20 protein-coding genes are annotated in these 22,162 nt (G+C 64.4%); 8 read left to right on the plus strand and 12 right to left on the minus strand.

Features of this window, described 5'->3' with window-relative positions; translation table 11 throughout:
• Positions 1 to 57: 57 nt before the first annotated feature.
• From RJ527_02030 to coxB, 4 genes are all read right to left on the minus strand, one after another.
• Positions 58 to 870: a cytochrome c oxidase subunit 3 gene (locus RJ527_02030; protein WND76532.1), complete on the minus strand. Its 813-nt coding sequence runs from the start codon at positions 868 to 870 to the stop codon at positions 58 to 60.
• A 68-nt stretch (positions 871 to 938) separates the two neighbouring features.
• Positions 939 to 1,550, minus strand: coding sequence for a cytochrome c oxidase assembly protein (locus RJ527_02035; protein WND76533.1), 612 nt, complete (start codon positions 1,548 to 1,550; stop codon positions 939 to 941).
• Positions 1,551 to 1,586: 36 nt separating this feature from the next.
• Entirely contained in the window at positions 1,587 to 3,212 is a 1,626-nt protein-coding gene (gene ctaD / locus RJ527_02040; protein ID WND76534.1) for a cytochrome c oxidase subunit I, read from the minus strand.
• 81 nt (positions 3,213 to 3,293) lie between these two features.
• The gene (gene coxB, locus RJ527_02045; GenBank protein ID WND76535.1) at positions 3,294 to 4,145 is read right to left on the minus strand and encodes a cytochrome c oxidase subunit II; all 852 of its coding nucleotides are present in this window, start codon (positions 4,143 to 4,145) and stop codon (positions 3,294 to 3,296) included.
• Positions 4,146 to 4,560: 415 nt separating this feature from the next.
• Here coxB and RJ527_02050 point away from each other — a divergent pair, with 415 nt between their 5' ends.
• Genes RJ527_02050 through RJ527_02075 form a run of 6 tightly spaced genes read left to right on the plus strand, consistent with a single transcriptional unit; the run spans position 4,561 to position 11,634 of the window.
• Positions 4,561 to 4,992, plus strand: a complete 432-nt coding sequence (locus tag RJ527_02050; protein WND76536.1) for a DUF420 domain-containing protein — start codon at positions 4,561 to 4,563, stop codon at positions 4,990 to 4,992.
• An 8-nt stretch (positions 4,993 to 5,000) separates the two neighbouring features.
• Positions 5,001 to 6,407, plus strand: coding sequence for a cbb3-type cytochrome c oxidase subunit I (locus tag RJ527_02055; GenBank protein ID WND76537.1), 1,407 nt, complete (start codon positions 5,001 to 5,003; stop codon positions 6,405 to 6,407).
• A 43-nt stretch (positions 6,408 to 6,450) separates the two neighbouring features.
• Positions 6,451 to 7,413 (plus strand): heme o synthase, encoded by a 963-nt coding sequence (locus RJ527_02060; protein ID WND76538.1) that lies wholly within the window; start codon positions 6,451 to 6,453, stop codon positions 7,411 to 7,413.
• Positions 7,414 to 7,428: 15 nt separating this feature from the next.
• Positions 7,429 to 8,946 carry a carboxypeptidase M32 gene (locus RJ527_02065; GenBank protein WND76539.1) on the plus strand — a complete coding sequence of 506 codons (1,518 nt, stop codon included), beginning with the start codon at positions 7,429 to 7,431 and terminating at the stop codon, positions 8,944 to 8,946.
• Between the two features lies 1 nt (position 8,947).
• The gene (gene thrC, locus RJ527_02070) at positions 8,948 to 10,363 is read left to right on the plus strand and encodes a threonine synthase (GenBank protein WND76540.1); all 1,416 of its coding nucleotides are present in this window, start codon (positions 8,948 to 8,950) and stop codon (positions 10,361 to 10,363) included.
• A gap of 11 nt (positions 10,364 to 10,374) precedes the next feature.
• Positions 10,375 to 11,634: a pitrilysin family protein gene (locus tag RJ527_02075; GenBank protein ID WND76541.1), complete on the plus strand. Its 1,260-nt coding sequence runs from the start codon at positions 10,375 to 10,377 to the stop codon at positions 11,632 to 11,634.
• Between the two features lie 15 nt (positions 11,635 to 11,649).
• Here the strand turns inward: RJ527_02075 and RJ527_02080 are convergent, their stop codons facing one another.
• From RJ527_02080 to RJ527_02095, 4 genes are all read right to left on the minus strand, one after another.
• The gene (locus RJ527_02080) at positions 11,650 to 12,159 is read right to left on the minus strand and encodes a hypothetical protein (protein ID WND76542.1); all 510 of its coding nucleotides are present in this window, start codon (positions 12,157 to 12,159) and stop codon (positions 11,650 to 11,652) included.
• Positions 12,160 to 12,277: 118 nt separating this feature from the next.
• Complete coding sequence (locus tag RJ527_02085; GenBank protein ID WND76543.1) at positions 12,278 to 12,784, minus strand: PAS domain-containing protein; 507 nt, start codon at positions 12,782 to 12,784, stop codon at positions 12,278 to 12,280.
• A gap of 162 nt (positions 12,785 to 12,946) precedes the next feature.
• A complete protein-coding gene (locus tag RJ527_02090; protein WND76544.1) occupies positions 12,947 to 13,228 on the minus strand; it encodes a hypothetical protein in 282 nt (93 codons plus the stop codon).
• Positions 13,229 to 13,257: 29 nt separating this feature from the next.
• Positions 13,258 to 13,833: a YqgE/AlgH family protein gene (locus RJ527_02095; GenBank protein ID WND76545.1), complete on the minus strand. Its 576-nt coding sequence runs from the start codon at positions 13,831 to 13,833 to the stop codon at positions 13,258 to 13,260.
• 231 nt (positions 13,834 to 14,064) lie between these two features.
• Here RJ527_02095 and RJ527_02100 point away from each other — a divergent pair, with 231 nt between their 5' ends.
• Positions 14,065 to 16,302 carry a protein-disulfide reductase DsbD family protein gene (locus RJ527_02100; protein WND76546.1) on the plus strand — a complete coding sequence of 746 codons (2,238 nt, stop codon included), beginning with the start codon at positions 14,065 to 14,067 and terminating at the stop codon, positions 16,300 to 16,302.
• 141 nt (positions 16,303 to 16,443) lie between these two features.
• A complete protein-coding gene (locus RJ527_02105; GenBank protein WND76547.1) occupies positions 16,444 to 16,926 on the plus strand; it encodes a peroxiredoxin in 483 nt (160 codons plus the stop codon).
• A 51-nt stretch (positions 16,927 to 16,977) separates the two neighbouring features.
• On the opposite strand, the gene RJ527_02110 is transcribed toward RJ527_02105, so the two are convergent.
• The 4 genes from RJ527_02110 to RJ527_02125 form a co-directional block, all read right to left on the minus strand.
• Complete coding sequence (locus tag RJ527_02110) at positions 16,978 to 18,072, minus strand: ABC transporter ATP-binding protein (GenBank protein ID WND76548.1); 1,095 nt, start codon at positions 18,070 to 18,072, stop codon at positions 16,978 to 16,980.
• Between the two features lie 2 nt (positions 18,073 to 18,074).
• A complete protein-coding gene (locus tag RJ527_02115; GenBank protein ID WND76549.1) occupies positions 18,075 to 19,799 on the minus strand; it encodes an iron ABC transporter permease in 1,725 nt (574 codons plus the stop codon).
• A gap of 90 nt (positions 19,800 to 19,889) precedes the next feature.
• On the minus strand, positions 19,890 to 21,239 hold the full coding sequence (locus RJ527_02120) for an extracellular solute-binding protein (protein WND76550.1): 1,350 nt from the start codon (positions 21,237 to 21,239) through the stop codon (positions 19,890 to 19,892).
• Positions 21,240 to 21,417: 178 nt separating this feature from the next.
• On the minus strand, positions 21,418 to 22,086 hold the full coding sequence (locus tag RJ527_02125) for a glutathione S-transferase family protein (GenBank protein WND76551.1): 669 nt from the start codon (positions 22,084 to 22,086) through the stop codon (positions 21,418 to 21,420).
• Positions 22,087 to 22,162: the final 76 nt, after the last annotated feature.

Raw genomic sequence — 22,162 nt, forward strand, 5'->3', positions numbered from 1 at the left:
AAAAGAAAACGCTCCCCCGAAGGGGAGCGTTTCCGAAACCAAAGGATGGTGTTCGACTTAGAGAAGCTGGGTCGCGGTCCCCTTGCCCCACCAGTAGATGGAGACGAACAGGAACAGCCAGACCACGTCGACGAAATGCCAGTACCAGGCGGCGGCTTCGAAGCCGATGTGCTTTTCCGCCGTGAAATGGCCCTTCGACGCCCGGAACAGGCAGACCAGCAGGAAGGTCGTCCCGACGATGACGTGGAAGCCGTGGAACCCGGTGGCCAGATAGAAGGTCGACGGGTAGATCCCGTCCTTCAGGCCGAAGGCCGCATGGTGATATTCGTAGGCCTGGAAGCCCGTGAAGATCATGCCCAGGATGACCGTGTAAACCAGCCAGCGCGCACACATCTTGTTGTCGCCATGGCGGATCGCATGGTGGGCGACCGTCACCGTGGCGCCCGAGGTCAGCAGGATCAAGGTGTTCAGGAAGGGGATGTTCCAGGGATTGAAGGGAATGATCTCCTTCGGTGGCCAGGGCACGGTCGCGACGTTCGACAGGAACGGCACGCTGGCATGGAAGAAGGCCCAGAAGAAGGCGAAGAAGAACATCACTTCCGAAGCGATGAACAGCAGCATGCCGACGCGCAGGCCGTGCGCGACCACATCCGTGTGGTACTTGCGGGTCAGGCTTTCCGCGACCACGTCCTTCCACCAACCGTAGAAGGTGTAGAACATGATGACGAAGCCGGCCGCCATCAGGTACCAGGGGCCGCCGTGCATGAACCAGATGCTGCCACAGGCCGTTATCAGGGCCGCCACCGATCCCATGAGGGGCCACTTCGAGGGCTCCACCATGTGGAAGGGATGATTACCGCCACTCGCCATTCTTTTTACTCCCTTTGGTCGTTCGTATGGGGAACCGCGGTTCCCGTAAGCCTGTCAGATGGAGCCGGTCAACCGCCCGGGCGCGCGTCGCCAACAGCGACGGCGCTGGTCTTTTGAACGGCGGAGGCGGCATCAGCCGCCCGGTGAAACGTATAGGACAGCACGATCTCGCGCACGTCCTTGGTGTTGGGGTCCGTGAAGAACTCCGGATCGACATAGAACTGCACCGGCATGTCGACCTGCTGGCCGGCCTGCAAGGTCTGTTCGGTAAAGCAGAAACATTCGATCTTGGTGAAGTAGATGCCGGCCTTGTACGGCGTCACGTTGAAGCTGGCCGTGCCGGTGACCGGCGTGCTCTCGTCGTTTTTCGCGGAATAGAAGGCAAGCGCCTGTTCCCCGGCATGGAGCGTCACCCGGCGCTGTTCCGGGCGGAAGTCCCAGTTGAGGTCGCGCGCCACGTTGGCGTCGAAGGCGATGGTGACCGTCCTACCCTGCATGGCCGACGAAACCGTCTTGGCGCCGGCGTCCGACACCTGGGTCGTGCCGCCGTAGCCGGTGACTTGGCAGAACAGCTGGTACAACGGAACCGACGCATAGGATAGACCGACCATGCCGCCGACAACGGCGAACAGCGCAAGCGCCGTCCGCCGATTGTTGGAATTGCGGGGTTGCCGTGACACGGGCGGGGTCCTCGTTGCCAGTTCCAGCGCCGGGCCTTAGTGGGCCTCGGCCTTGCCGGTCATGTCGGGCACGTCCTCAAAGGTGTGGAACGGCGCCGGGCTCGGCACGGTCCATTCCAAGGTCGTGGCGCCGACACCCCACGGATTGGCTTCCGCCGGCTTCCCGGCGGACAGGGTGCGCCACAGCACGACGAAGAACAACAGCGTACCGGCGATGGTCACCAGGGCGCCGATGGACGACACCATGTTCCAGCCCGAATAAACGTCCGGGTAATCCTGGATACGGCGCGGCATGCCGGCCATGCCCAGGAAGTGCTGCGGGAAGAACAGGATGTTGACGCCGACGAAGGTCACCCAGAAATGCAGGCGGCCCAGGGCTTCCGGATACTGACGGCCGGACATTTTGCCGATCCAGTAGTACCAGCCGGCGAAGATCGCGAACACGGCGCCCAGCGACAGCACATAGTGGAAGTGGGCGACCACGTAATAGGTGTCGTGGAAGGCCAGATCGACGCCCGAGTTGGCCAGAACCACGCCGGTCACGCCGCCGACCACGAACAGGAAGATGAAGCCGATGGCCCACAGCATGGGCGTGTCGAAGCGGATGGAGCCGCCCCACATGGTCGCGATCCACGAAAAGATCTTAACCCCCGTCGGCACCGCGATGACCATCGTGGCGGCCACGAAGTAGGCCCGCGTTTCCACGTTCAGGCCGACCGTGTACATGTGGTGGGCCCACACGACAAAACCGATGAAGCCGATGGAAACCATGGCGTAGGCCATGCCGAGATAACCGAACACCGGCTTCTTGGAGAAGGTCGAGACGATCTGCGAGATGATGCCGAAGGCCGGCACGATCATGATGTAGACCTCGGGATGGCCGAAGAACCAGAACAGGTGCTGCCACAGGATCGGGTCGCCGCCGCCGGACGGCACGAAGAAGGTGGTGCCGAAGTTGCGGTCGGTCAGCAGCATGGTCAGGCAGCCCGCCAGCACCGGCAGGGCCAGCAGCAGCAGGAAGGCCGTGATCAGGATCGACCACACGAACAGCGGCATGCGGTGGATCGTCATGCCGGGGGCCCGCATGTTCAGGATCGTGACGATGAAGTTGATGGCGCCCAGGATCGACGAGGCCCCTGCCACATGCAGCGACAGGATGGCGAAGTCGACGGCCATGGTCGGGTGGAAATCGATGCTCGAAAGCGGCGGATACACGGTCCAGCCCGTGCCGGCGCCACCGCCGATGACGCCCGAGAAGACCAGCAGCACCGTTGAGGCGACCAGCAGCCAGAACGAAATGTTGTTCATGCGCGGGAAGGCCATGTCGGGCGCACCGATCATCATCGGCACGAACCAGTTGCCGAATCCGCCGATCAGCGCCGGCATGACCACGAAGAACACCATGAGGAAGCCGTGCGCCGTGACCAGGACGTTATAGAAGTGCGCGTCGGCGATGAACTGAATGCCCGGTTCGGCCAGTTCCAACCGGATCAGCCAGGATGCCACCCCGCCCAGGATCGCCGCGAATATCGCGACAACCATGTACAGGGTCCCGATGTCCTTGTGGTTGGTGGAATAAAGCCACCGCCCAATGCCCTTGGGAGCGTGGTTGTGATCGTCGTGCCCGCCGTGTCCGTCGTGGGCGCTCACTTCACTGGCCATGGGTCAACCTCTTCTCGTTCCGTTATATTGCGGCCGCCGCGGCGTGCCGTGAATTCCTGAAATGCCGAATAAACCGCCCGATCAGTTTTTGACCTGGGCGACCTTAACCTGGGCCTCTCCGGCTGCCGGGGCCGGCATGGAGTCGGCGTATTTCGCCTTCGCCGCCGCCACCCAGGCCGCGAATTCTTCCTTCGAGACCGCCTTCACGTGAATCGGCATATAGGCATGGCCGACGCCGCAGAGTTCCGAACACTGGCCGTAATAGTCGCCCGGCTTGGTGATCCGCACCCAGTTTTCGTTGGTCCGGCCGGGAACCGAGTCCAGTTTCAGACCGAACGCCGGCATGGCCCAGTTGTGGATCACGTCGTCGGCGGTCTGCAGCACGCGGATGTTCGTGTCGACCGGCAGGACGACCATGTTGTCGACGGTCAGCAAGCGCGGCTGGCCGGGCTTAAGATCCTCGGCCTGGACCATCTGGCTGTCGAACCCGAAATCGCCGTGATCCGGATATTTATAGGACCAGTACCACTGATGCCCGACGACCTTGAGGGTCATGTCCGGGTTTTCGTACTTGTCCTGGAAGAACAGCAGTTTGAACGACGGCACCGCGATCACCACCAGAATGATGATCGGCACCACGGTCCACACCACCTCGATGAAGGTGTTGTGGGTCGTCTTCGACGGCACCGGGTTGGCCTTTTCGTTGAACTTGACGATCACGTAGATCAGCAGAAACAGCACGAACAACGTGATGATCGTGATGATCCAGAACAGCAGATTATGAAAATCCTCAATCCGTTCCATGACCGGGGACGCGGCTTCCTGGAAGTTCATTTGCCAGGGCTTCGCGATGCCGTCCGCCAAGGCGCTGCCGCCGAAGGAAAGAAGGAAAAGTGCGGCACCTGTGATCAGGGCGTGCAATCTCAAGGTCATGGTCCTCATCCGAAATTACCGGGCATTGGGATTTACACTCAAAAGACGTTAATCCGTTAGGCCCTTGTTTCTTAACCCATTATGCCTACGCCCGGCCGCGCGCGATGGCGCCTCGCCACCGGGGAGACGAGAGGTCTTAGCTAGCATCCCCCGGCGGCATTGCAAAGGCTTTTTTACCCTGGACAAACGGCCTAATAGCCTTGATTTTCCGCCATCGAGGTCCAACCTGGGGCGGACGGCCCCCGCCGCCGCCGACATGGCGACGTTCTTGCCCGACAGGCGGGCGGCACGAAATTGAGCAAGGAACGCAAGATGATGAAGAACTGGCAGTTGGGCGCCATCCTGGGCGTCGTGGCGGTGACGATGTACCTGCTTTTCTGGCTCAATATGACGACTCGCTAGACCGCCCACCGTCATGACCATTCAAGACCTGCCCCACCTGATCGCCGGTTTCAACGCCCTGTCCGTGGTGTTCATGACCATCGGCTACGTGTTCATCCGGCAGGGTGCCAAGGACAAACACCGCGCCATGATGCTCTGCGCGGCCGCCGCCTCGGCCCTGTTCCTGGTGGTCTACGTGATCTACAAGTTCAATTCCGGTTTCGCCAAGTTCGGCGGCGAAGGCATGATCCGGCCCGTCTATTTCACCATCCTGATCGTCCATGTGATCGGCGCCATCGCCATCACGCCGCTGGTTCCCATGACCTTCTGGCGGGCTCTGACCGGCCAGTTCGCGCGCCACAAGGCGCTGGCGCGCTGGGTCTGGCCGCTGTGGATGTATGTCGGGATTTCCGGCGTCGTGGTTTATGTCATGGCCGTGCACCTTTATCCTTATACGGGCCAATGACGGACAACGTGGAAATCCCTGACGGAACCCTGGGCGCCGCCGCCGGCAGCGAGGACGCGCGCTGGGAAACCCGCGCCTGGCTGCTGCTGGGCCTGGCCGCGCTCGCCATCGCCGGGGCGTTCGCCTTGATGCTGGCCGTGTCCCGCGTGCCCGGGGCGGAACGAATGATTCCCTGGCCGCTCCATTTCTTCGAAAAAGGCCTGGTCATCCACGTCGTCTATTCCTTCGTCGTGTGGTTCCTCTGCCTGCTCGGCGCCCTGGCGGCGGCCACGACCTATCACCTGGACGGCGGCCGGTCGCGCGGCCGGTCGACGGGACGTTCGGCCGTGTGGATGGTGGCCGCCGGGGAAATCCTGCTGATGATCCCGGCCCTGAAGCACGACACTCAGCCATCCCTCAACAACTACGTGCCGACGGTGATCGACCCGCTCTACTACCTGGGCCTGGTGTTCATCTTCATGGGGGTGCTGTTCGTCGTCCTGCGCCTCGCGGCGGCGTTCCTGCGCCGCGTCAACCAACCGGGTCCGGGCGGCCTGGGCATTCTGCTGACGGGCCTGATCTACGTCGCCGCCTTCGCCTGCTTCGCCGTGACCTTTCAAGCGGCCTCGGGTGAACCGGCCTCGGTGGAGTTGAACGAACGCCTGTTCTGGGGCGGCGGGCATGTCCTGCAGTTCGTCAACACGGGCCTGATGCTCTGCGCCTGGTGGGCCCTGGCCGGGGCCGCGGGGCGGCCGCTTCCGGGCGGGCTGTTCTTCGCCGCCCTGGCGGCCCTGGCCGCCTTCGCGTCGATCGGCCCCACCCTGTACTGGGCGTACCCCATGTTCAGCCCCGAACAGACCCGGGCCTTCACCGACCTGCAATACCTGTTGGGCCCGGCTCCCGTCGTGCTGGCCGCCGCCTTCCTGTTCACCGGCGGCGGCACGCCGCCCGCCGACGACCGCGCGCGTCTGGCGCGGTCCGCCCTCCATCTGTCCATGGCGGTGTTTTTCCTGGGCGGGCTGCTCGGCCTGTTCGTCGACGGCGCCGACACCCGCACCCCGGCCCATTATCACGGCGTCATCGGCGGCGTGAACCTGGCCCTGATGGGGCTGGTGTTCTGCGCCCTGCTGCCGTCGTTGGATCGTGCCCCCAGGCTGGGCCGCGCCGTGTTTGCCCTGTTCTGGCTCTACGGCCTGGGCCAGGCGCTGCATTCGGCGGGCCTGTTCCTGGCCGGCGGATACGGCGCGCCGCGCAAGGTGGCGGGCGACGTCGCCGGGCTGGAAGCGTTCGGCGCCAAGGTCGGGCTCTACGGCATGGGCGTGGGTGCGGTGATCGCCGTGGCCGGCGGCGTCATGTTCATCTGGATCGTCGGGCGGGCACTTTTACGCCGACCTGGACCAACGGACACTGGCCCTCGGCGCGAACTTAAAATATAAAGCGCCCAGGCCACGCACACAGATCAACGTCATGAGGACGCCCGTGAGCGACACCGTCGCCCCGCATATCAGCGCACCGGCCGAGGCCGCGCCCCGACCGGAGCCCCAGTTCCGGCTGGCCGACTATGCCCTTTTGCTGAAGCCCCGGGTGATGTCGCTGGTGGTGTTCACGGCCATGGTCGGCCTGGTCATGGCGCCGGGCACCATCAGCGCGTTGGAAGCCTTCGTCGCGATCCTGTGCATTTCCATCGGCGCCGGGGCCTCGGGCGCCATCAACATGTGGTACGACCGCGACATCGACCTGCACATGCAGCGCACCATGAACCGGCCGATCCCGGCGGGCCGCATGGACCCGGGCAACGCGCTGGTGTTCGGCACGGTCCTGGCGATCGCCTCGGTCATTGCCATGGGTGCCTGGGTCAACTTGATTTCCGCCGGGCTGCTGGCCTTCACGATCCTCTATTACGTGTTCATCTACACGGTCTGGCTGAAACGCCGGACGCCGCAGAACATCGTCATCGGCGGCGCCTCGGGCGCCCTGCCGCCGGTCATCGGCTGGGCCGCCGTGACCGGGAACGCCGGATTCCTGGCCGATCCCTGGGGTGCCATCGCGCTGTTCATGATCATCTTTTTGTGGACGCCGCCCCATACCTGGGCGCTGGCCCTGTTCCGCCGCCAGGATTACCAGAACGTGGGCGTGCCCATGCTGCCCGTGGTGGTCGGCGAACACCGCACCAAGATCCAGATGGCCGTCTACACGGCGCTGCTGATCCCCGCGACCTTCGCGCCCACCCTGCTCGGCCTGTCGGGCTGGCTTTACACCCTGGCGGTCGCCGGCCTGAACGTCGGGCTGGTCGTGCACATGGCGCGGGTGTGGCGGGCGGAAAACGTCGCCGATGCCAAGCAGGGCCCCTGCCGGCCGATGTTTTTCTATACGATCCTTTATCTGTTCGGGATTTTCCTGGCCCTGCTGGCCGACCGCACCCTGTTCGTCGCGGTGTTTTGACCCCATATAGGCGATATGCCGGACAGCCAATCCCCTGAAGCCCCCGCCTATGCCCGCCTGGAAAACCGTTTCCGGCGCCTGAACGCCCTGTCCGAAGCGCAGGCCGTCCTGCATTGGGACATGTCGACGGTGATGCCGCGCGGCGGGCACGAAGCGCGCTCGGAACAACTGGCCGAACTGTCCGCCGTTCATCACGGCATGCTGACCGCATCGGAAACGAGTGATCTGGTCGCCGCCGCCGAGGCCGAGGCCGCCGATCTGACCGATTGGCAGCGCGCCAACCTGCGCGAGATCAAACGCCGCGTCACCAAGGCGACGGCGCTGACCGAGGATCTGGTAACGCGGCTGTCCCGGGCCTCCACCACCTGCGAAGCCGTGTGGCGCGAAGCCCGCGCCGATAATAACTTCAAGGCCGTGCAGCCATTGGTGAGCACGCTTTTGAACCTGGTCCGCGAACAGGCGCAGATGAAGTCCGAAGCCCTGGGTCTGGGGCTGTACGACGCGCTGTTGGATGATTACGAACCGGGCGGACGGTCCGCGGAAATCGACGCCGTGTTCGGCGAACTGGAAGGCTTCCTGCCCGGGTTCCTGGGCGAGGTGCTGGACCATCAGGCCAAGGCGCCCAAGGTCATTCTGCCCGACGGCCCGTTTCCCGAGGAAAAGCAAAAGGCGCTCGGCCAGCGGTTCATGGAGATGCTGGGCTTCGACTTCCATCACGGGCGGCTCGACGTCAGCCTGCATCCCTTCTGCGGCGGCACGCCGGACGACGTGCGCATCACCACGCGCTATGACGAAAACGATTTCACCTCGGCCCTCATGGGCGTGCTGCACGAAACCGGCCATGCCATGTACGAACGCGGCCTGCCCAAGGATTGGCGCGGCCAGCCCGTGGGCCACGCGCTGGGCATGTCCGTGCATGAATCGCAATCCCTGCTGATCGAAATGCAGGTCTGCCGGTCCAAGACCTTCCTCAATTACGCAACCCCGATCATGGGCGAAACCTTCGGCGGCACGGGCCCGGCCTGGGACGCGGACAACCTGTTCCGCCTATATACCCAGGTCGAACGGTCGTTCATCCGCGTCGACGCCGACGAAGTGACCTATCCGGCCCATGTGATCCTGCGCTACCGCCTGGAAAAGGCGCTGATCGAGGGCGACATGGAAATCCCCGATCTGCCGGGTGCGTGGAACGACGGCATGGAACGCCTGCTCGGCATCCGCCCGCCGACGGATACCCTCGGCTGCTTGCAGGACATCCATTGGTACGACGGGGCCTGGGGCTATTTCCCGACCTATACCCTGGGCGCCATGACCGCGGCGCAGCTTTACGCCGCCGCCCGCGATCAGGACACAGCCATCGAGCCCGCCATCGGGCGCGGCGACTTCGCGCCCCTGATGACCTGGCTGCGCGCCAACGTGCACGGCAAGGGCTCGTCCGTCAGCGCGAAAGACCTGCTGATTGCCGCCACGGGCAAGCCGCTCGACCCGAAGGTGTTTGAGATGCACCTCAGAACACGCTATCTAGCGCCCTGACATGACACAGCCCAGATACATCTCCACGCGGGGCCAGGCCCCGGCGCTTGGTTTCGAGGACGTCCTGCTGGCCGGTCTCGCGCGCGACGGCGGCCTTTACGTGCCCGAGACCTGGCCGCGGTTTTCCGCCGACGACATCCGCGCCATGAAGGACCTGTCCTATCCGGCCCTGGCGCAGAAGATCATGGCGCCCTTCATCGGCGACGCCATTCCGGCGGCCGACCTGAAGGCGCTGATCGAGGACGCCTACGCCACCTTCGACGCGCCGGACGTGCTGCCCTTGAAGAAAATCGGCGAAGGTGAAGGACAAGGGGGCGAATACCTGCTGGAGCTGTTCCATGGCCCGACCCTGGCGTTCAAGGACGTGGCCATGCAGGTGCTGGGCCGGTTCTTCGACTACGTGCTGAAGAAACGCGGCGAACGCATCACCATCGTGGGCGCGACCTCTGGCGATACGGGATCGGCGGCGATCGAGGCCTGCCGCGACAAGGAAGCCATCGACATCTTCATGCTGCATCCCCGCGGCCGGGTCAGCCCGGTGCAGGAAGCGCAGATGACGTCGGTGCTGTCGGCCAACGTCCACAACATCGCCATCGAAGGCACCTTCGACGACTGCCAGGACCGGGTGAAGGATCTGTTCAACGATCAGGCCTTCCGCGACCGCTTCAACCTGTCGGCCGTGAACTCCATCAACTGGGCCCGGGTGATGGCGCAGATCGTCTATTACTTCTGGGCCGCCGTGAAGCTGGGGGCACCCGACAAGCCGATCGCATTCTCCGTGCCCACGGGCAACTTCGGCAACGTGTTCGCGGGCTATGGCGCGATGCAGATGGGCCTGCCGGTCGCGAAACTGATCGTCGGCTCCAACGCCAACGACATCCTGGCCCGCTTCTTCGCCTCCGGCGCCATGGAGATGGCGGGCGTGGTGCCGACCACCAGCCCGTCCATGGACATCCAGGTCTCCAGCAATTTCGAACGCCTGCTGTTCGACCTGGTCGACCGCGACGGCGCCACCTGCGCCCGGGTGCTGACCGATTTCCGCAAGACCGGCCGGTTCGAAGTATCCGCCGACCAGTTGGCCCGTGCCCGCAAGGTGTTCGCGGGCGCGCGGTTCGATGACGCCGGCACCAAGGAAATCATCAAACAGGTTCACGGCGCGACGGGCGAACTGATTGACCCCCATTCGGCCATCGGCGTGGGTGCGGCGCGGGAAAACCCCGCGCCGGACGGCACGCCCATGGTGATCCTGGCGACCGCCCATCCCGCGAAATTCCCCGACGCGGTCGAGGACGCCACGGGCCTGCGCCCGGCCTTGCCCGCGCGCCTGGCGGATTTATTGGACCGGCCGAAGCGTTGCCAAAGCCTGGCCAACGATCTAGACCAGTTGAAACACGCCATCGAAACAACCCTCGCGTAAGGGAATCCTGAGTGTCAGTACAGATCACCGACCTTGAAAACGGCCTTCGCGTCGTCACCGAACGCATGGACCGGGTCGAAACCGTGTCCGTCGGCGCCTGGGTCGGCGTCGGCGCCCGGCACGAACCGGCGGCCGTGAACGGCGTGTCCCACCTGCTGGAACACATGGTGTTCAAGGGCACGGAGACGCGCAGTGCCCGCGCCATCGCCGAGGAGATCGAAGCCGTCGGCGGGCATATGAACGCCTATACGTCCCGCGAGCACACGGCCTATTACGCCAAGATGCTGAAGGAAGACCTGGGCCTGGCCATGGACGTGATTTCCGACCTGGTGCAGCACGCGACCCTGGACGCGGACGAGTTGGAACGCGAACGCCATGTCGTGATTCAGGAAATCCACCAGCTTCACGACACGCCCGACGATATCGTGTTCGAAAACTTCCAGGCCGTCGCCTTTCCCGATCAGGCGCTGGGGCGATCTGTCCTGGGCTCGGAAGCCCTGATCGAGGCGATGTCCCGCGACGCGGTCCTCGACTACATGACCGCCCATTACGCGGCCCCGGTCAGCGTCGTGTCGGCGGCGGGGGCCCTCGACCACGACCGCGTGGTCGACATGGTGCGCACCACCTTCAAGGACCTGCCCGCGGGGGCACCGGCGGCGCGCGAAGCCGCGCGTTACGGCGGCGGCGACGTGCGGGTCGACCGTGACCTGGAACAGGTCCACATCACCTTAGGCTTCGAAGGCCTGGCCTACGACGACGACGATTACTACGCGGCCTCCGTGCTGTCGGCGCTGCTCGGCGGCGGCATGTCGTCGCGCCTGTTCCAAGAGATCCGCGAAAAGCGCGGTCTGGTCTATTCGATCTACAGTTATCAGTCCGCCTATGCGGACGGCGGCCTGTTCGGCGTCTATGCCGGCACGGGATCGGACGAGGTCACCGAACTGATGCCGCTGATCGCGGACGAACTGAACAAGGTGCGGATGTCCGTCGACGAGGACGAGGTCGCCCGCGCCCGCGCCCAGTTGAAGGCGTCGATCCTGATGTCCCTGGAAAGCACGTCGTCGCGCTGCGAACAACTGGCGCGCCAGATGCTGATCTACGGCCGCCCGGTCCCGGCCGAGGAAATCGTCGCCAAGGTCGATGCCGTCACGGCGGGCGACGTCGTGCGCGTGGCCGAACGCCTGTTCCGCACCAAACCGACCCTGTCGGCCATCGGGCCACTCGCCAACCTGGAAGCCGGCGACGCCTTCGCGGCCCGGCTCAGCGCCTGATTCGCCGTATCCCGCTCATGCCCCGTGACCGGGGGTGAAGCGGTCGACCACCACGCCGCCGGTAATGGTTGCGCCGTCCTCGGACAGGGGCAGGCGGATGGATGTCGTGGTGAACGTCAGGTCCTTCACCGATATCCAGCGGGTGCGCGAATAGATCGGTTCGCGCCGTTCGATCATCACCGGGAACACTTCCGCGTTGACGAATCCGAACCCCTTGATGTTGTCGGCGAAATAGCACTTTCCGGTCAGTTCCTGACCCGCGACCTCGACCATGTGGGTGCCGAAAAAGCGGTAGCGGAAATCCATGGGCGGCCCCAGAAAATCAATCACGGCAATGCTCGGGATGATCGCCGGCGGCAAGGCCTCCAACCGAAATTCGCCAACCGACGGTCCGACGCGGTCGCGGCGGACCCTGCCCCAATATTCAAAGGCGGCGATATGTCCGGGGTCATCCATACCGGATAGGTCCAGGATTTCCTTATCGACGATATAGGCGACGCGTTGGTCCCGGATGGATTCGAACATGCTTGGGGGAACCTAGGGTTGTATCACCTGCCGCAGGCGCCGTTGCCCCGTCACGCAATATCGTGGGACGCCCGGTCCTGAAATTCAACGTGTTTCCACCGCAGGACGGCTGCCCGCCCTAAATGTGGCCTGTCTGAAAACTGTTCGCCGTGACACCGCCGGTGATGGTTTCGCCGTCTTCCGACAACGGCAGACGCACGGTGGTCGTGATCATCTCCACCCCCCGAACCGTGATCCATTGCGTCCGCGAACAGATGGGCACGCGCTTCTCGATCATGATCGGAAATATCTCCGCATTGACGAAGCCATAGCCCGTGATCTTGTCCGCGTAATAACGCCGCCCGGTCAATTCCTGACCGGCGATCTCGACCATGCGAGTGCCGAAAAAGCGGTAATAGAAATCGAGCGGCGGGCCAATGAAATCGACCATCACCATGCAGGGAATGACCTCCGCCGGCAGGGCTTCCAGGCGAAAGTCACGGCGCGGCGGACCGACCCTGCCGGCCCGCACCTTGTCCCAGTATTCATGAGCCTTGAGCAAGCCGGGCACCTCCAGACCCTCAACATCCATGAAATCGGATTTGATGATCCGGGAGACCTTGAAGTCGTCATGCGGGATCAGCATGGCGCCGGGCCCTTCCCCTATGCTCTGGCTCCCCCTGAATGCCTGCTCCGCCTTTTTTCGGCATCCGGATACCCGCCGTCGGCGGAATCAACGTCCACGGTGCGGCCTTGATCTCCGGTTTTCAACTGAATTCGGCCTACAGGCGTATGTAATCCGCCCGGATCATTCGCCGTCGGCGGACTCGCCCGCACGGCTGTCCAGATAATTTTCGATCAGCGCGTAGATTTCCTCGGCCACGTCCTCGTCGCCGGTGAACGTCAGGTTGGCCTGTTCGCCGTAGATGTTCAGGACATAGCCGCGCGCCCCGCAAACATCCTCCAGCGCCTGGATGAAGGGCAGGATGACCCGGTCGTTCAGGGCCTCGGCGGTTGGGCAGGCTTCCATGCGGTCCAGAAGAAGACGGCGCAGGTCGTCCGCGGGCTTGCGTTTGGAGGGGCGGCTCATATCAACGGTTCCGGCGTGGTTGGCGGCGTTCAGGCGTGGCCGGCTTCGTCCGACAGCATGCGCGGATCGACGCCGATCTTGAGCATCGCCTGTTCCCACTTGTCGTCCATGCCGCCGCCGAACACAAGGGCGGGATCGGCCGCCACATGCAGCCAGCCGTTGGCCTTGATTTCCGAATCCAGTTGCCCCGGCCCCCATCCGGCATAGCCAAGCGCCAGCAGGGATTGCCGGGGGCCGATGCCGTCGGCGATGGCCTGAAGGATATCGACCGTGGCGGTCAGGGCGATCTGCTCGTCGACGACCATGGTTGCTTCCTGGACATAGTCCGGGGTGTGCAGAACAAAGCCCCGGCCCGATTCAACCGGGCCGCCGAAATGCACGTTGATGGGCTGGCTGCGCCCGGTCGGCACGATGTCCAGCTGTTCCAGAAGATCGGGGAAGCTGAGCGTTTCCAGAGGTTTGTTGACGACCAGCCCCATCGCGCCATCGGCATTGTGGGCGCACATGTAGATCACCGTCTTGGAAAACCGCTCATCCGGCATGTTGGGCATGGCAATCAGCAGATGCCCGGCCAGATAGGCTTCGTCGTCTAGGGTCCGGGGCATGGGATGAGCCTCGAATATCCGTCCAGTTTCACCAGTTTATAGCACAACCGCGCCTGATAATTATGGCGTCGTGCCCCCTGCCCCGCAAGCACACCCCTGCGAAAAAACATCGTGCACTGCCCGGAAACCGCCGTAATCACGCGCCATTTATTGGCTGTGTCCGCTGGCGCCGTGCCATAATATGGGCACCGTAAAAACCATACCGCCCCGCCGGAAAACAAGAATCGCCTCATGACCGCTGCAACCCTTTTTCGCGCCGTCCGCCCAACCGCCCTGATCGCGGCCGCCTTGTTGCTGGTCTCCGCGACCGCCGCGCAGGCTGCTGGCACGGCGCAATCCGCCTGGCATGAAACGGAGCAGACCAAGGCCCGCCTGATCGCCGCCGTGACCGGCACGGGGTCGGCCGCGATGCTGCGTCTGGGCCTGGAATTCCATATGCAGCCGGGATGGAAGATCTATTGGCGGTCGCCCGGCGACGCCGGTATCCCGCCCCGCCCCAACTGGGACGGTTCGGACAACCTGGAGTCAGCCAAGGTTCTTTGGCCCGCGCCGGAACGGTTCAGCGTGCTGGGCCTGGAAACCCTCGGTTACAAGAAAGAGGTCGTGTTCCCCATCGACGCCGTGCCGGCGGAACCGGGCAAGCCCCTCATGGTCAAGGCCACGATCCCCTACCTGACCTGCGACGACATCTGCATTCCCTACACGGCCGACCTGAGCCTGACCCTGCCGGCGGGGGCGGCCGAGCCCAGCGAATTCGCCCATCTGATCAGCCGCCACGCCGCCACCGTGCCGGGCGACGGCACCGGGCATGGGCTGATGCTGGCCGACGCGGCGGCGTTGAGCCCCGGCGACACCGCCAAGGGCGAAATGCTGATCAGCGTGCGGGCGAAATCGGAAATGCCGTTCTCGGCCCCGGATATCTACCTGGAGGGCCCCGAGGTCCTGGCCTACTCCAAGCCCCATGTGACCTTTTCCGACAACGGGCGCGAGGCGCGCCTGGACGTCACCGTCTACGGGGTCAAGGACCTGAACGGCGGGCCGCAGCGGTTGGCCAAGGAGACCCTGACCGCGACCCTGGTCGACGGCGCGCGCAGTGCCGAACGGCAGTTGATGCTGACGCCCGGCGACCTGGCGCCGCCCGCCGACGCCCCGGCCTTGAGCATCGCGGAAACAACCCCGGCGCGGCAGCCCAACCTGCTGCTGTTCATCGCCCTGGCCGTGCTGGGCGGGCTGATTCTCAACCTGATGCCCTGCGTGCTGCCCGTGCTGTCGATCAAGGTTCTGGGCGTCATGGGCCACGGCGGCGGCGACACGGGGCAGGTCCGCCGCGGATTCATCGCCTCGGCGCTGGGCATTCTCGCCGCCTTCATGGTGCTGGCCTCCGGGCTGGTGGCGTTGAAGGCCGCCGGCATGACCATCGGCTGGGGCATTCAGTTCCAGCAACCTTGGTTCCTCGCCGCCATGGCGGTGATCGTCTTCGTGTTCGCCTGCAACCTGTTCGGACTGTTCGAGATCGCCCTGCCCGAAACCATCGGCGACCTGGGCGCCCATGCCGTGGATCCCGGTCACCACACCGGCCCCATGGGTCATTTCCTTCAGGGCGCCTTGGCGACCCTGCTGGCGACGCCTTGCTCCGCGCCCTTCCTGGGCACCGCCGTGGGCTTCGCCCTGGCCCGGGGGGCGCTGGAAATCTATGCCATCTTCGCCGGATTGGCGCTGGGCCTCGCCCTGCCGTACCTCGCCATCGCGGCCGTGCCCGCCGCCGCCACCCGCCTGCCCCGCCCGGGCCCTTGGATGATCCGCCTGCGCCAGATCATGGGCCTGGCCCTGCTGGCCACGGCGGGCTGGCTGCTGTGGGTCGTCATGGGCATCCTGGGGGCGACCGCCACGGCCGGGCTGGCCGCCGGGCTGGCCGTCCTGGGCCTTGTCCTGTGGCTGTCCGGGCGCGGCGTGAAACCGGCCCGTGCCTTGGTGCCGGGGGCCCCCATCGCGCTTGGCGTCGCCATGGTGCTGGCCGCCGCCGTGCTGCCGACCGTGGGCGACGCGCCCCCCCGGACCGCCGGCGAGACGAACCTGCGCGGCGCCAAGGACGCGGATGCCCGCCTGTACTGGCAGCCGTTCGACGAGGCGCGGATCGCCCGTTTGGTGGCCGAGGGCAAGACCGTTCTGGTCGACGTCACCGCCGACTGGTGCATCACCTGTCAGGTCAACAAGCGCCTGGTCCTCAACCAGGGCGTGGTGCGCAAGGCCATCGTCGACGGACGCATCGTCGCCATGATCGCCGACTGGACCCGCCCCGATCCGGTGATCGCCGCCTACCTGGCCAAATTCGGGCGCTACGGCATTCCGTTCAACGCCGTCTACGGGCCGCAGGCCCCGGACGGCATCCCGCTGCCCGAACTGCTGACGGAAAACGCGGTGACCGAGGCCGTCTCCCGCGCGGGCAACGTGGTGATCGCGAAAAACTAGCCCGGCCGCCGCCGGCGGGGCTGTTTTTCATGGACTCTTCGCCGAAATCCACTATCTCATGCTGGCATGAACGGCCCGGGCGGCACCTGTCTACCGCCGCCCCCGGCCAGGTTTGAAAATCCAGATTCAGGGGAAATTCCAATGACGATTGGTGTTGGTGACAAGATTCCGGCGGCGACGCTGTACCAGATGACCGGCGAAGGCCCGGCCGCGATTTCGACGGACGACATCTTCAACGGCAAGAAGGTCGCCATCTTCGGCGTGCCCGGCGCCTTCACGCCGACCTGTTCGGCCAAGCACCTGCCGGGCTTCATCGCCAAGGCCGACGAATTCAAGGCCAAGGGCATCGACCAGATCGTCTGCATGTCCGTGAACGACGCCTTCGTCATGGGTGCCTGGGCCAAGGACCAGGGTGCCGACGATAAGGTTCTGCTGGTCGGCGACGGCTCGGCTGAGTTCACCAAGGCCGCCGGCCTGGAACTCGACCTGAACGCGCGCGGCCTCGGCCTGCGCTGCCAGCGCTTCGCCATGGTCGTCGACAACGGCACGGTGAAATCGATCGAGATCGACGCCGCCGGCGCCTTCGAGAAGACCAGCGCCGAAAGCGTCCTCGCCAGCCTGTAATGAAAGCACAGCCCCCGGAGGGTGCGGAAAGCACCCCCGGGGGCTGTTTGCTTACGCCGGCAACAGCCGGATATCGGCGGCCTCGACGCCCAGGCGCACATTGTCGCCGACGGCATGGACGGCCCGGCCCACGCGATGGGTCTCGTCGACCAGCATCGACGCCCCGCCGACCCGCACCGCGTAACGCACGATGGTGCCGAGAAACTCCAGCATCTCCACCGTACCCTCCAACACCGCCGCGGCCTCGCCGAGCGCGCCGTCCGCATCCGTGATCGTCAGGTTCTGCGGCCGCATCATCGCGGCCACTCGGTCACCGGCCGCCCCGGCGCCCGGCGCAAGCGGCAGACGCGGCCCCGCGTCCGCGGCAAACCAAAGCCCGCCGTCCCCGGCCTCGATCCGGCCTTCCAGCAGATTGGCCGTGCCCAGGAAGCTGGCCACGAAGCGGTTGGCCGGATTGTCGTAAAGGTCCAGCGGCGTCCCCGTCTGCTGGATCACGCCCTGATCAAGCACGGCCATGCGGTCGGAAATGGTGTTGGCCTCTTCCTGGTCGTGGGTCACGAAGATGGTGGTCAGGTTCAATTTGCGCTGAAGTTCGTGGATTTCGCGGCGCATCTGCACCCGCAGGTTGGCGTCCAGGTTGGACAGCGGCTCGTCCAGCAGCAGCACCCGCGGCTCGACCACGATGGTCCGCGCCAGGGCGACCCGCTGTTGCTGTCCGCCGGACAATTGCGACGGCCGGCGGTCACCGTAGGCGGCAAGCCCGACCAGATCCAACGCCGCCTCGACCCGCTCGGCGATCTCGCGCGCCGGAACCTTGCGTTCCTCCAGCCCGAAAGCGACGTTCTTGCGCACGGTCATGTGCGGCCACAGGGCATAGGACTGGAACACCATGCCGACGTTGCGGTCCCAGGGCGCCAGGCCGGCGATGTCGTCGCCGTCGATCAGGATGCGTCCGCCCGGACGCGGCCCGAACCCGGCGATGGAGCGCAGCAGGGTCGATTTTCCCGACCCCGACGGGCCCAGGAAGGTGAACAGCTCGCCCGGCTTGATCTCCAGGTTCACGCCCTTCAACACTTCGGTCTTGCCGAAGGACAGGCTGAGATTGTCGACGGTGACCGTGACGCCGCTGGTTTGGTTCAGTGCCATGATTATGCTCCCTGGACTTTTTCTTGCGGGGCCGCCGCCTGCCGGGGCGCCCGTTCGCTTTCCTTCTTATCGATGATGCGGTGCGACAGATAGGTCGCGATCCCGATGATGAGCACGGCGATCATGCCCAGCGCCGCCCCCGGCCCGCGCCCGGACGCGGACTGCATGAATTCATAGATGCCGTAGGCAAGCGGCGCGTCCGATTCCTGGGACACCAGCATGATCGTCGCCGACAGTTCGACCGAGGCGGTGGCGAAACTGGTCACGAAGCCGGCGACGATGCCGCCCATCATCAGCGGCACGACGACGCGGCGCACGGTGCGGCTTTTCGTCGCCCCCAGGTTCTCGGCCGCTTCCTCCAGCATCACGCTGACCTGCTGCAAGGCCGCGACACAGGCGCGCAAGGCATAAGGCAGGCGCCGAATGGCCAGCGCGATGACGATGATCACCCACCAGGACGCCAGGGGCTTGTCGATGAACGGCACATCGAACTGATAGAAGGTGCGCAAATAGCCGATGCCCAACACCACGCCGGGAATGGCCACGGCCCCCATGGCCATGTAGTCCAGCAGCTTGCGCCCGGGCAGGCCGGTGCGCCACACCACATAGGCGATGGCGGTGCCGAACACCACGTCGATCCCGGCGGCCAGCCCGGCGTACAGCAACGTGTTGGTGATGTAGACCGAGGAGGTCGAGACCACGTCGACATAATGCTGCGCCGTATAGGCGTCGGGCAGCGGGCTGAACGACCACACGGTCCCGAAGCTGAGCAGCGTCAGCGCGATATGCGGCGACAGCACCAGCAGCAGGATCAGGATCACCACGGTATAGCAGCCGGCCTTTTCCCAGCCCGCCAGATCGCGCTTCATGAGCCCGCCGCCGCCCTTCTGCACGGTCGCGTAATCCTTGCCGCGCAATGCCAGGAACGAGGTCCACAGCGCGAGCAGGGAAAACGCCACCAGGATCACCGAAATCACGTAGCCCATGGGATCGTTGATGCCGATGGACGAGATGCGCAGGTACGCCTGCGGCGCCAGCATGTTGTTGATGTTGAGCAGCAGCGGCGTGCCCAGGTCGTCGAACACCTTGAGAAACACCAGGGACGCTCCGGCCACATAGCCCGGCATGGCGAGCGGAAACACGATGCGCCGGAACAGCCGGCCGCGGCTGGCCCCCAGGTTCTGCGCCGCTTCCTCCATGGATCGGTCGATGTTGTTCAAGGCCGCCGACAGATTGATCAGGATGAAGGGAAAATAATGGACGCTTTCGACGAAGATCACGCCGTTCAGCCCCTCCATGAAGGGAATGGTGAAGCCGAGGTATTGATCGAGCAGCAGGTTGATCGAACCGTTCTGCCCGAACAGCAACACCATGGCCACGGCCCCCACGAAGGGCGGCATGATCAAGGGAATGACGCCGAGCGTCTGGATCAGGATCGATCCGCCGAAATTGAACCGTGTCGTGAAATAGGCCAGCGGCAGGGCGAACACCGACGCCAGGACCACGGACATGGACGCCACGTAGAAGGAATTGAAGAAGGATTCCTGAAACAGTGAGGTGTTGAAGAAGTCGATGAAGTTGATCAGCGTCAAGGCACCCGTGTTGGGGTCCTGGAACGCCACGTAGATGACCTTGGCCACCGGCACGACCAAGAACACGATCAGGAACAATGCAAGGGACAGGGCGACGGCGGCGGGGCCCCAATGGCTGCGCGATACGGTGATCAAGACATCCCCCGGTCGGTATTGGGAAAGGCGCGAATGGAAAACACAGGCGCCCGGCCCGCGACCGGACCGGGCGCCCGATGTTCGATGGGCCTACAGCATGGAGGCGGCTTTTTCCGCCAGTTCCTTGGCCTTGGCGTAGTTCGCCTTGACCTCGTCATCCCACTGCTGCTCGATCTCGGCCTGACGGCCGGTGACCTTTGTCTTGGCGTCCTTGCGCTTCTTCTTGAAGATCGCGTTGAACTCCTTCTTGCCGGCCTCGGCCTCGGTGATCGGCATCTTGGCGACCAGGGTCTCGGCTTCGGCGATCAGCTTGGCCGCGTCGGCGTTGGATTTGCCCTTGGCCTTCGCCTTGGCGTCGTGGATCGCCTTCACCGCCCCCTGCAGGTCGTCCAGGCGATAGGTCACCAGCACGTCGAACAGGGAATTGACCACGTTGTAACGGCCCTTGGACTTGTCCAGGTCGAACTTGACGGCCGCGCCGAGGGAGGTGTCCTTGAACGGGTTGGGGAACCCGGCGGGCGCCTTGGCGTAGGTCTCGGGATTGACCGGAAGGCGGCGAATTTTCGGATCCAGCAACACTTCCTGGCCCTTGGCCGAGAGCAGAAATTCAATGAAGGCCGCCGCCGCCTTGGGGTGCGGCGCGTTCTTCACGATCGCGATGTTGGCCGGCACCAGGGTGGTGATCGGCGGGTACAGGAATTCGACCGGGAAACCCGACGCCTGCGACGACAAACCGAAGAAGTCGATCACGATACCAAGCCCGAATTGGCCGGAGTTGACGCCGTCGGGCACGCCGAAGCTGCGTTCGGTGACGGTCTTGAAGTTGCCGGAAATGGCCTTCATCAAGGCCCAGCCCTTTTCCCAGCCCATGCCCTGAAGGATCGTTTCCAAGGTCAGATGCGTGGTGCCGGAACGCGACGGGGCGCTCATGCCGACATGACCGAAGTAGATGGGATCCGCCAACTCGGCCCAGGTCTTGGGCACCGGCAGGTTCTTGGCCTTCAGGTAGCGGGTGTTCCACATGATGCCGTAGCCGGACGCGGCGAAGCCCTTGTAATAGCCGTCCGGGTCGTTAATCGGAAAGGCGCCGACCTTTTCCGGGATGCCCTTTACCTTGACGTCGTACTTGGCCAGCAGGCCGTCGCCCTTCAACACCTCGAAGGCGTCGGGCGCCGAGGCCCAGAACATGTCGGCCTTGTTGTTCTTGGCCGTTTCCTGAAGGAACTTGATGCCGGCTGTGGTCTTTTTCTTCAGCATCTCCACTTCGACGCCGGGATGCGCGGCCTCGAACGCCTTCTTGACCGTCACCGTGGTATCCGGCGGATACGACGTGACGATCACCAGCTTGCCTTCCAGATCAGCGGCGAATGCCGGTAATGCCGATACGGCCAGCACGGCGAGCGCGCCGGAAACCGCACGCAGGAAATCCTTGCGTTTCATTCTCTTGGTGTCCTCCGAGACGTGAAGATCGACGATCTTCCAGTTTTTGCGCCCCTGCGCCGTTCATTGCGGGCAGGACGGTTCTGCTATGAATGTAACAAAACCGTAACAAAACTGTAGCATCCCGAATTACAGATTCCGACCGTATTTTGCGGCTTCGGTGGGAATCCGGCCGGCCTCAGGGCAGGCCGTTGCGGCCATGGGCGAGATAGGCCGGGCGCTGACTCAGCAACTCGTAATAGGCCGCAAGCGCCGGGGTCTCCGGCTTCTCGAATCCATCGATCTTGAACCAGCGGTTGACCACCAGACCCATGGGAATGTCGGCCAGGGTGAAGGTCTTGCCCGTGATATAGGGGCCGTTTGCCGCCAGATGGGCCTCGACGATCTGCATGTCGTGGATCAGGTCCTTGCGGCCCTGGTTGACGAACCAGTCGTTGTTCCAGGGCGCTTCCTTCAACACCCCGCCCAGGAAGGCGCCGCGCAGCGCATGGGTCAGGTCGTAGGCGATCCAGTCCATCCACTGTTCGATCTGCTGACGCTTGACCAGATCGGCGGGGTACAGGTCGTCCCGCCCCGCCTTGGCCGCCAGATAGCGGATGATGGAATTGGATTCCCGCATCACCGCCCCGCCGTCGAGCACCACCGGCACCTGGGCGACCGGGTTGAGGGCGAGGAATTCCGGTTCCGTGCAGGCGCGGAAGCCGCGGCCGTAATCCTCGCGCTCATACGGCATGTCCATCTCGTCGCAGACCCAGAGGATCTTGCGCACGTTGAAGGAATTGGCGCGGCCGAGGATGCGGACCGGCGCCCCTTTCGGGGCATTCATGGATGAGGTTTGGGCTGACATGGGGGGCCTCCGGGGTTCGGGTCTGGTTTTTGTTGATCTGCGCCCATGGTCTGCCTTGCCATTGCTGAAATCAAAT

Source organism: Thalassospiraceae bacterium LMO-SO8 (assembly GCA_031655335.1).
Lineage (GTDB): Bacteria > Pseudomonadota > Alphaproteobacteria > Rhodospirillales > Casp-alpha2 > UBA1479.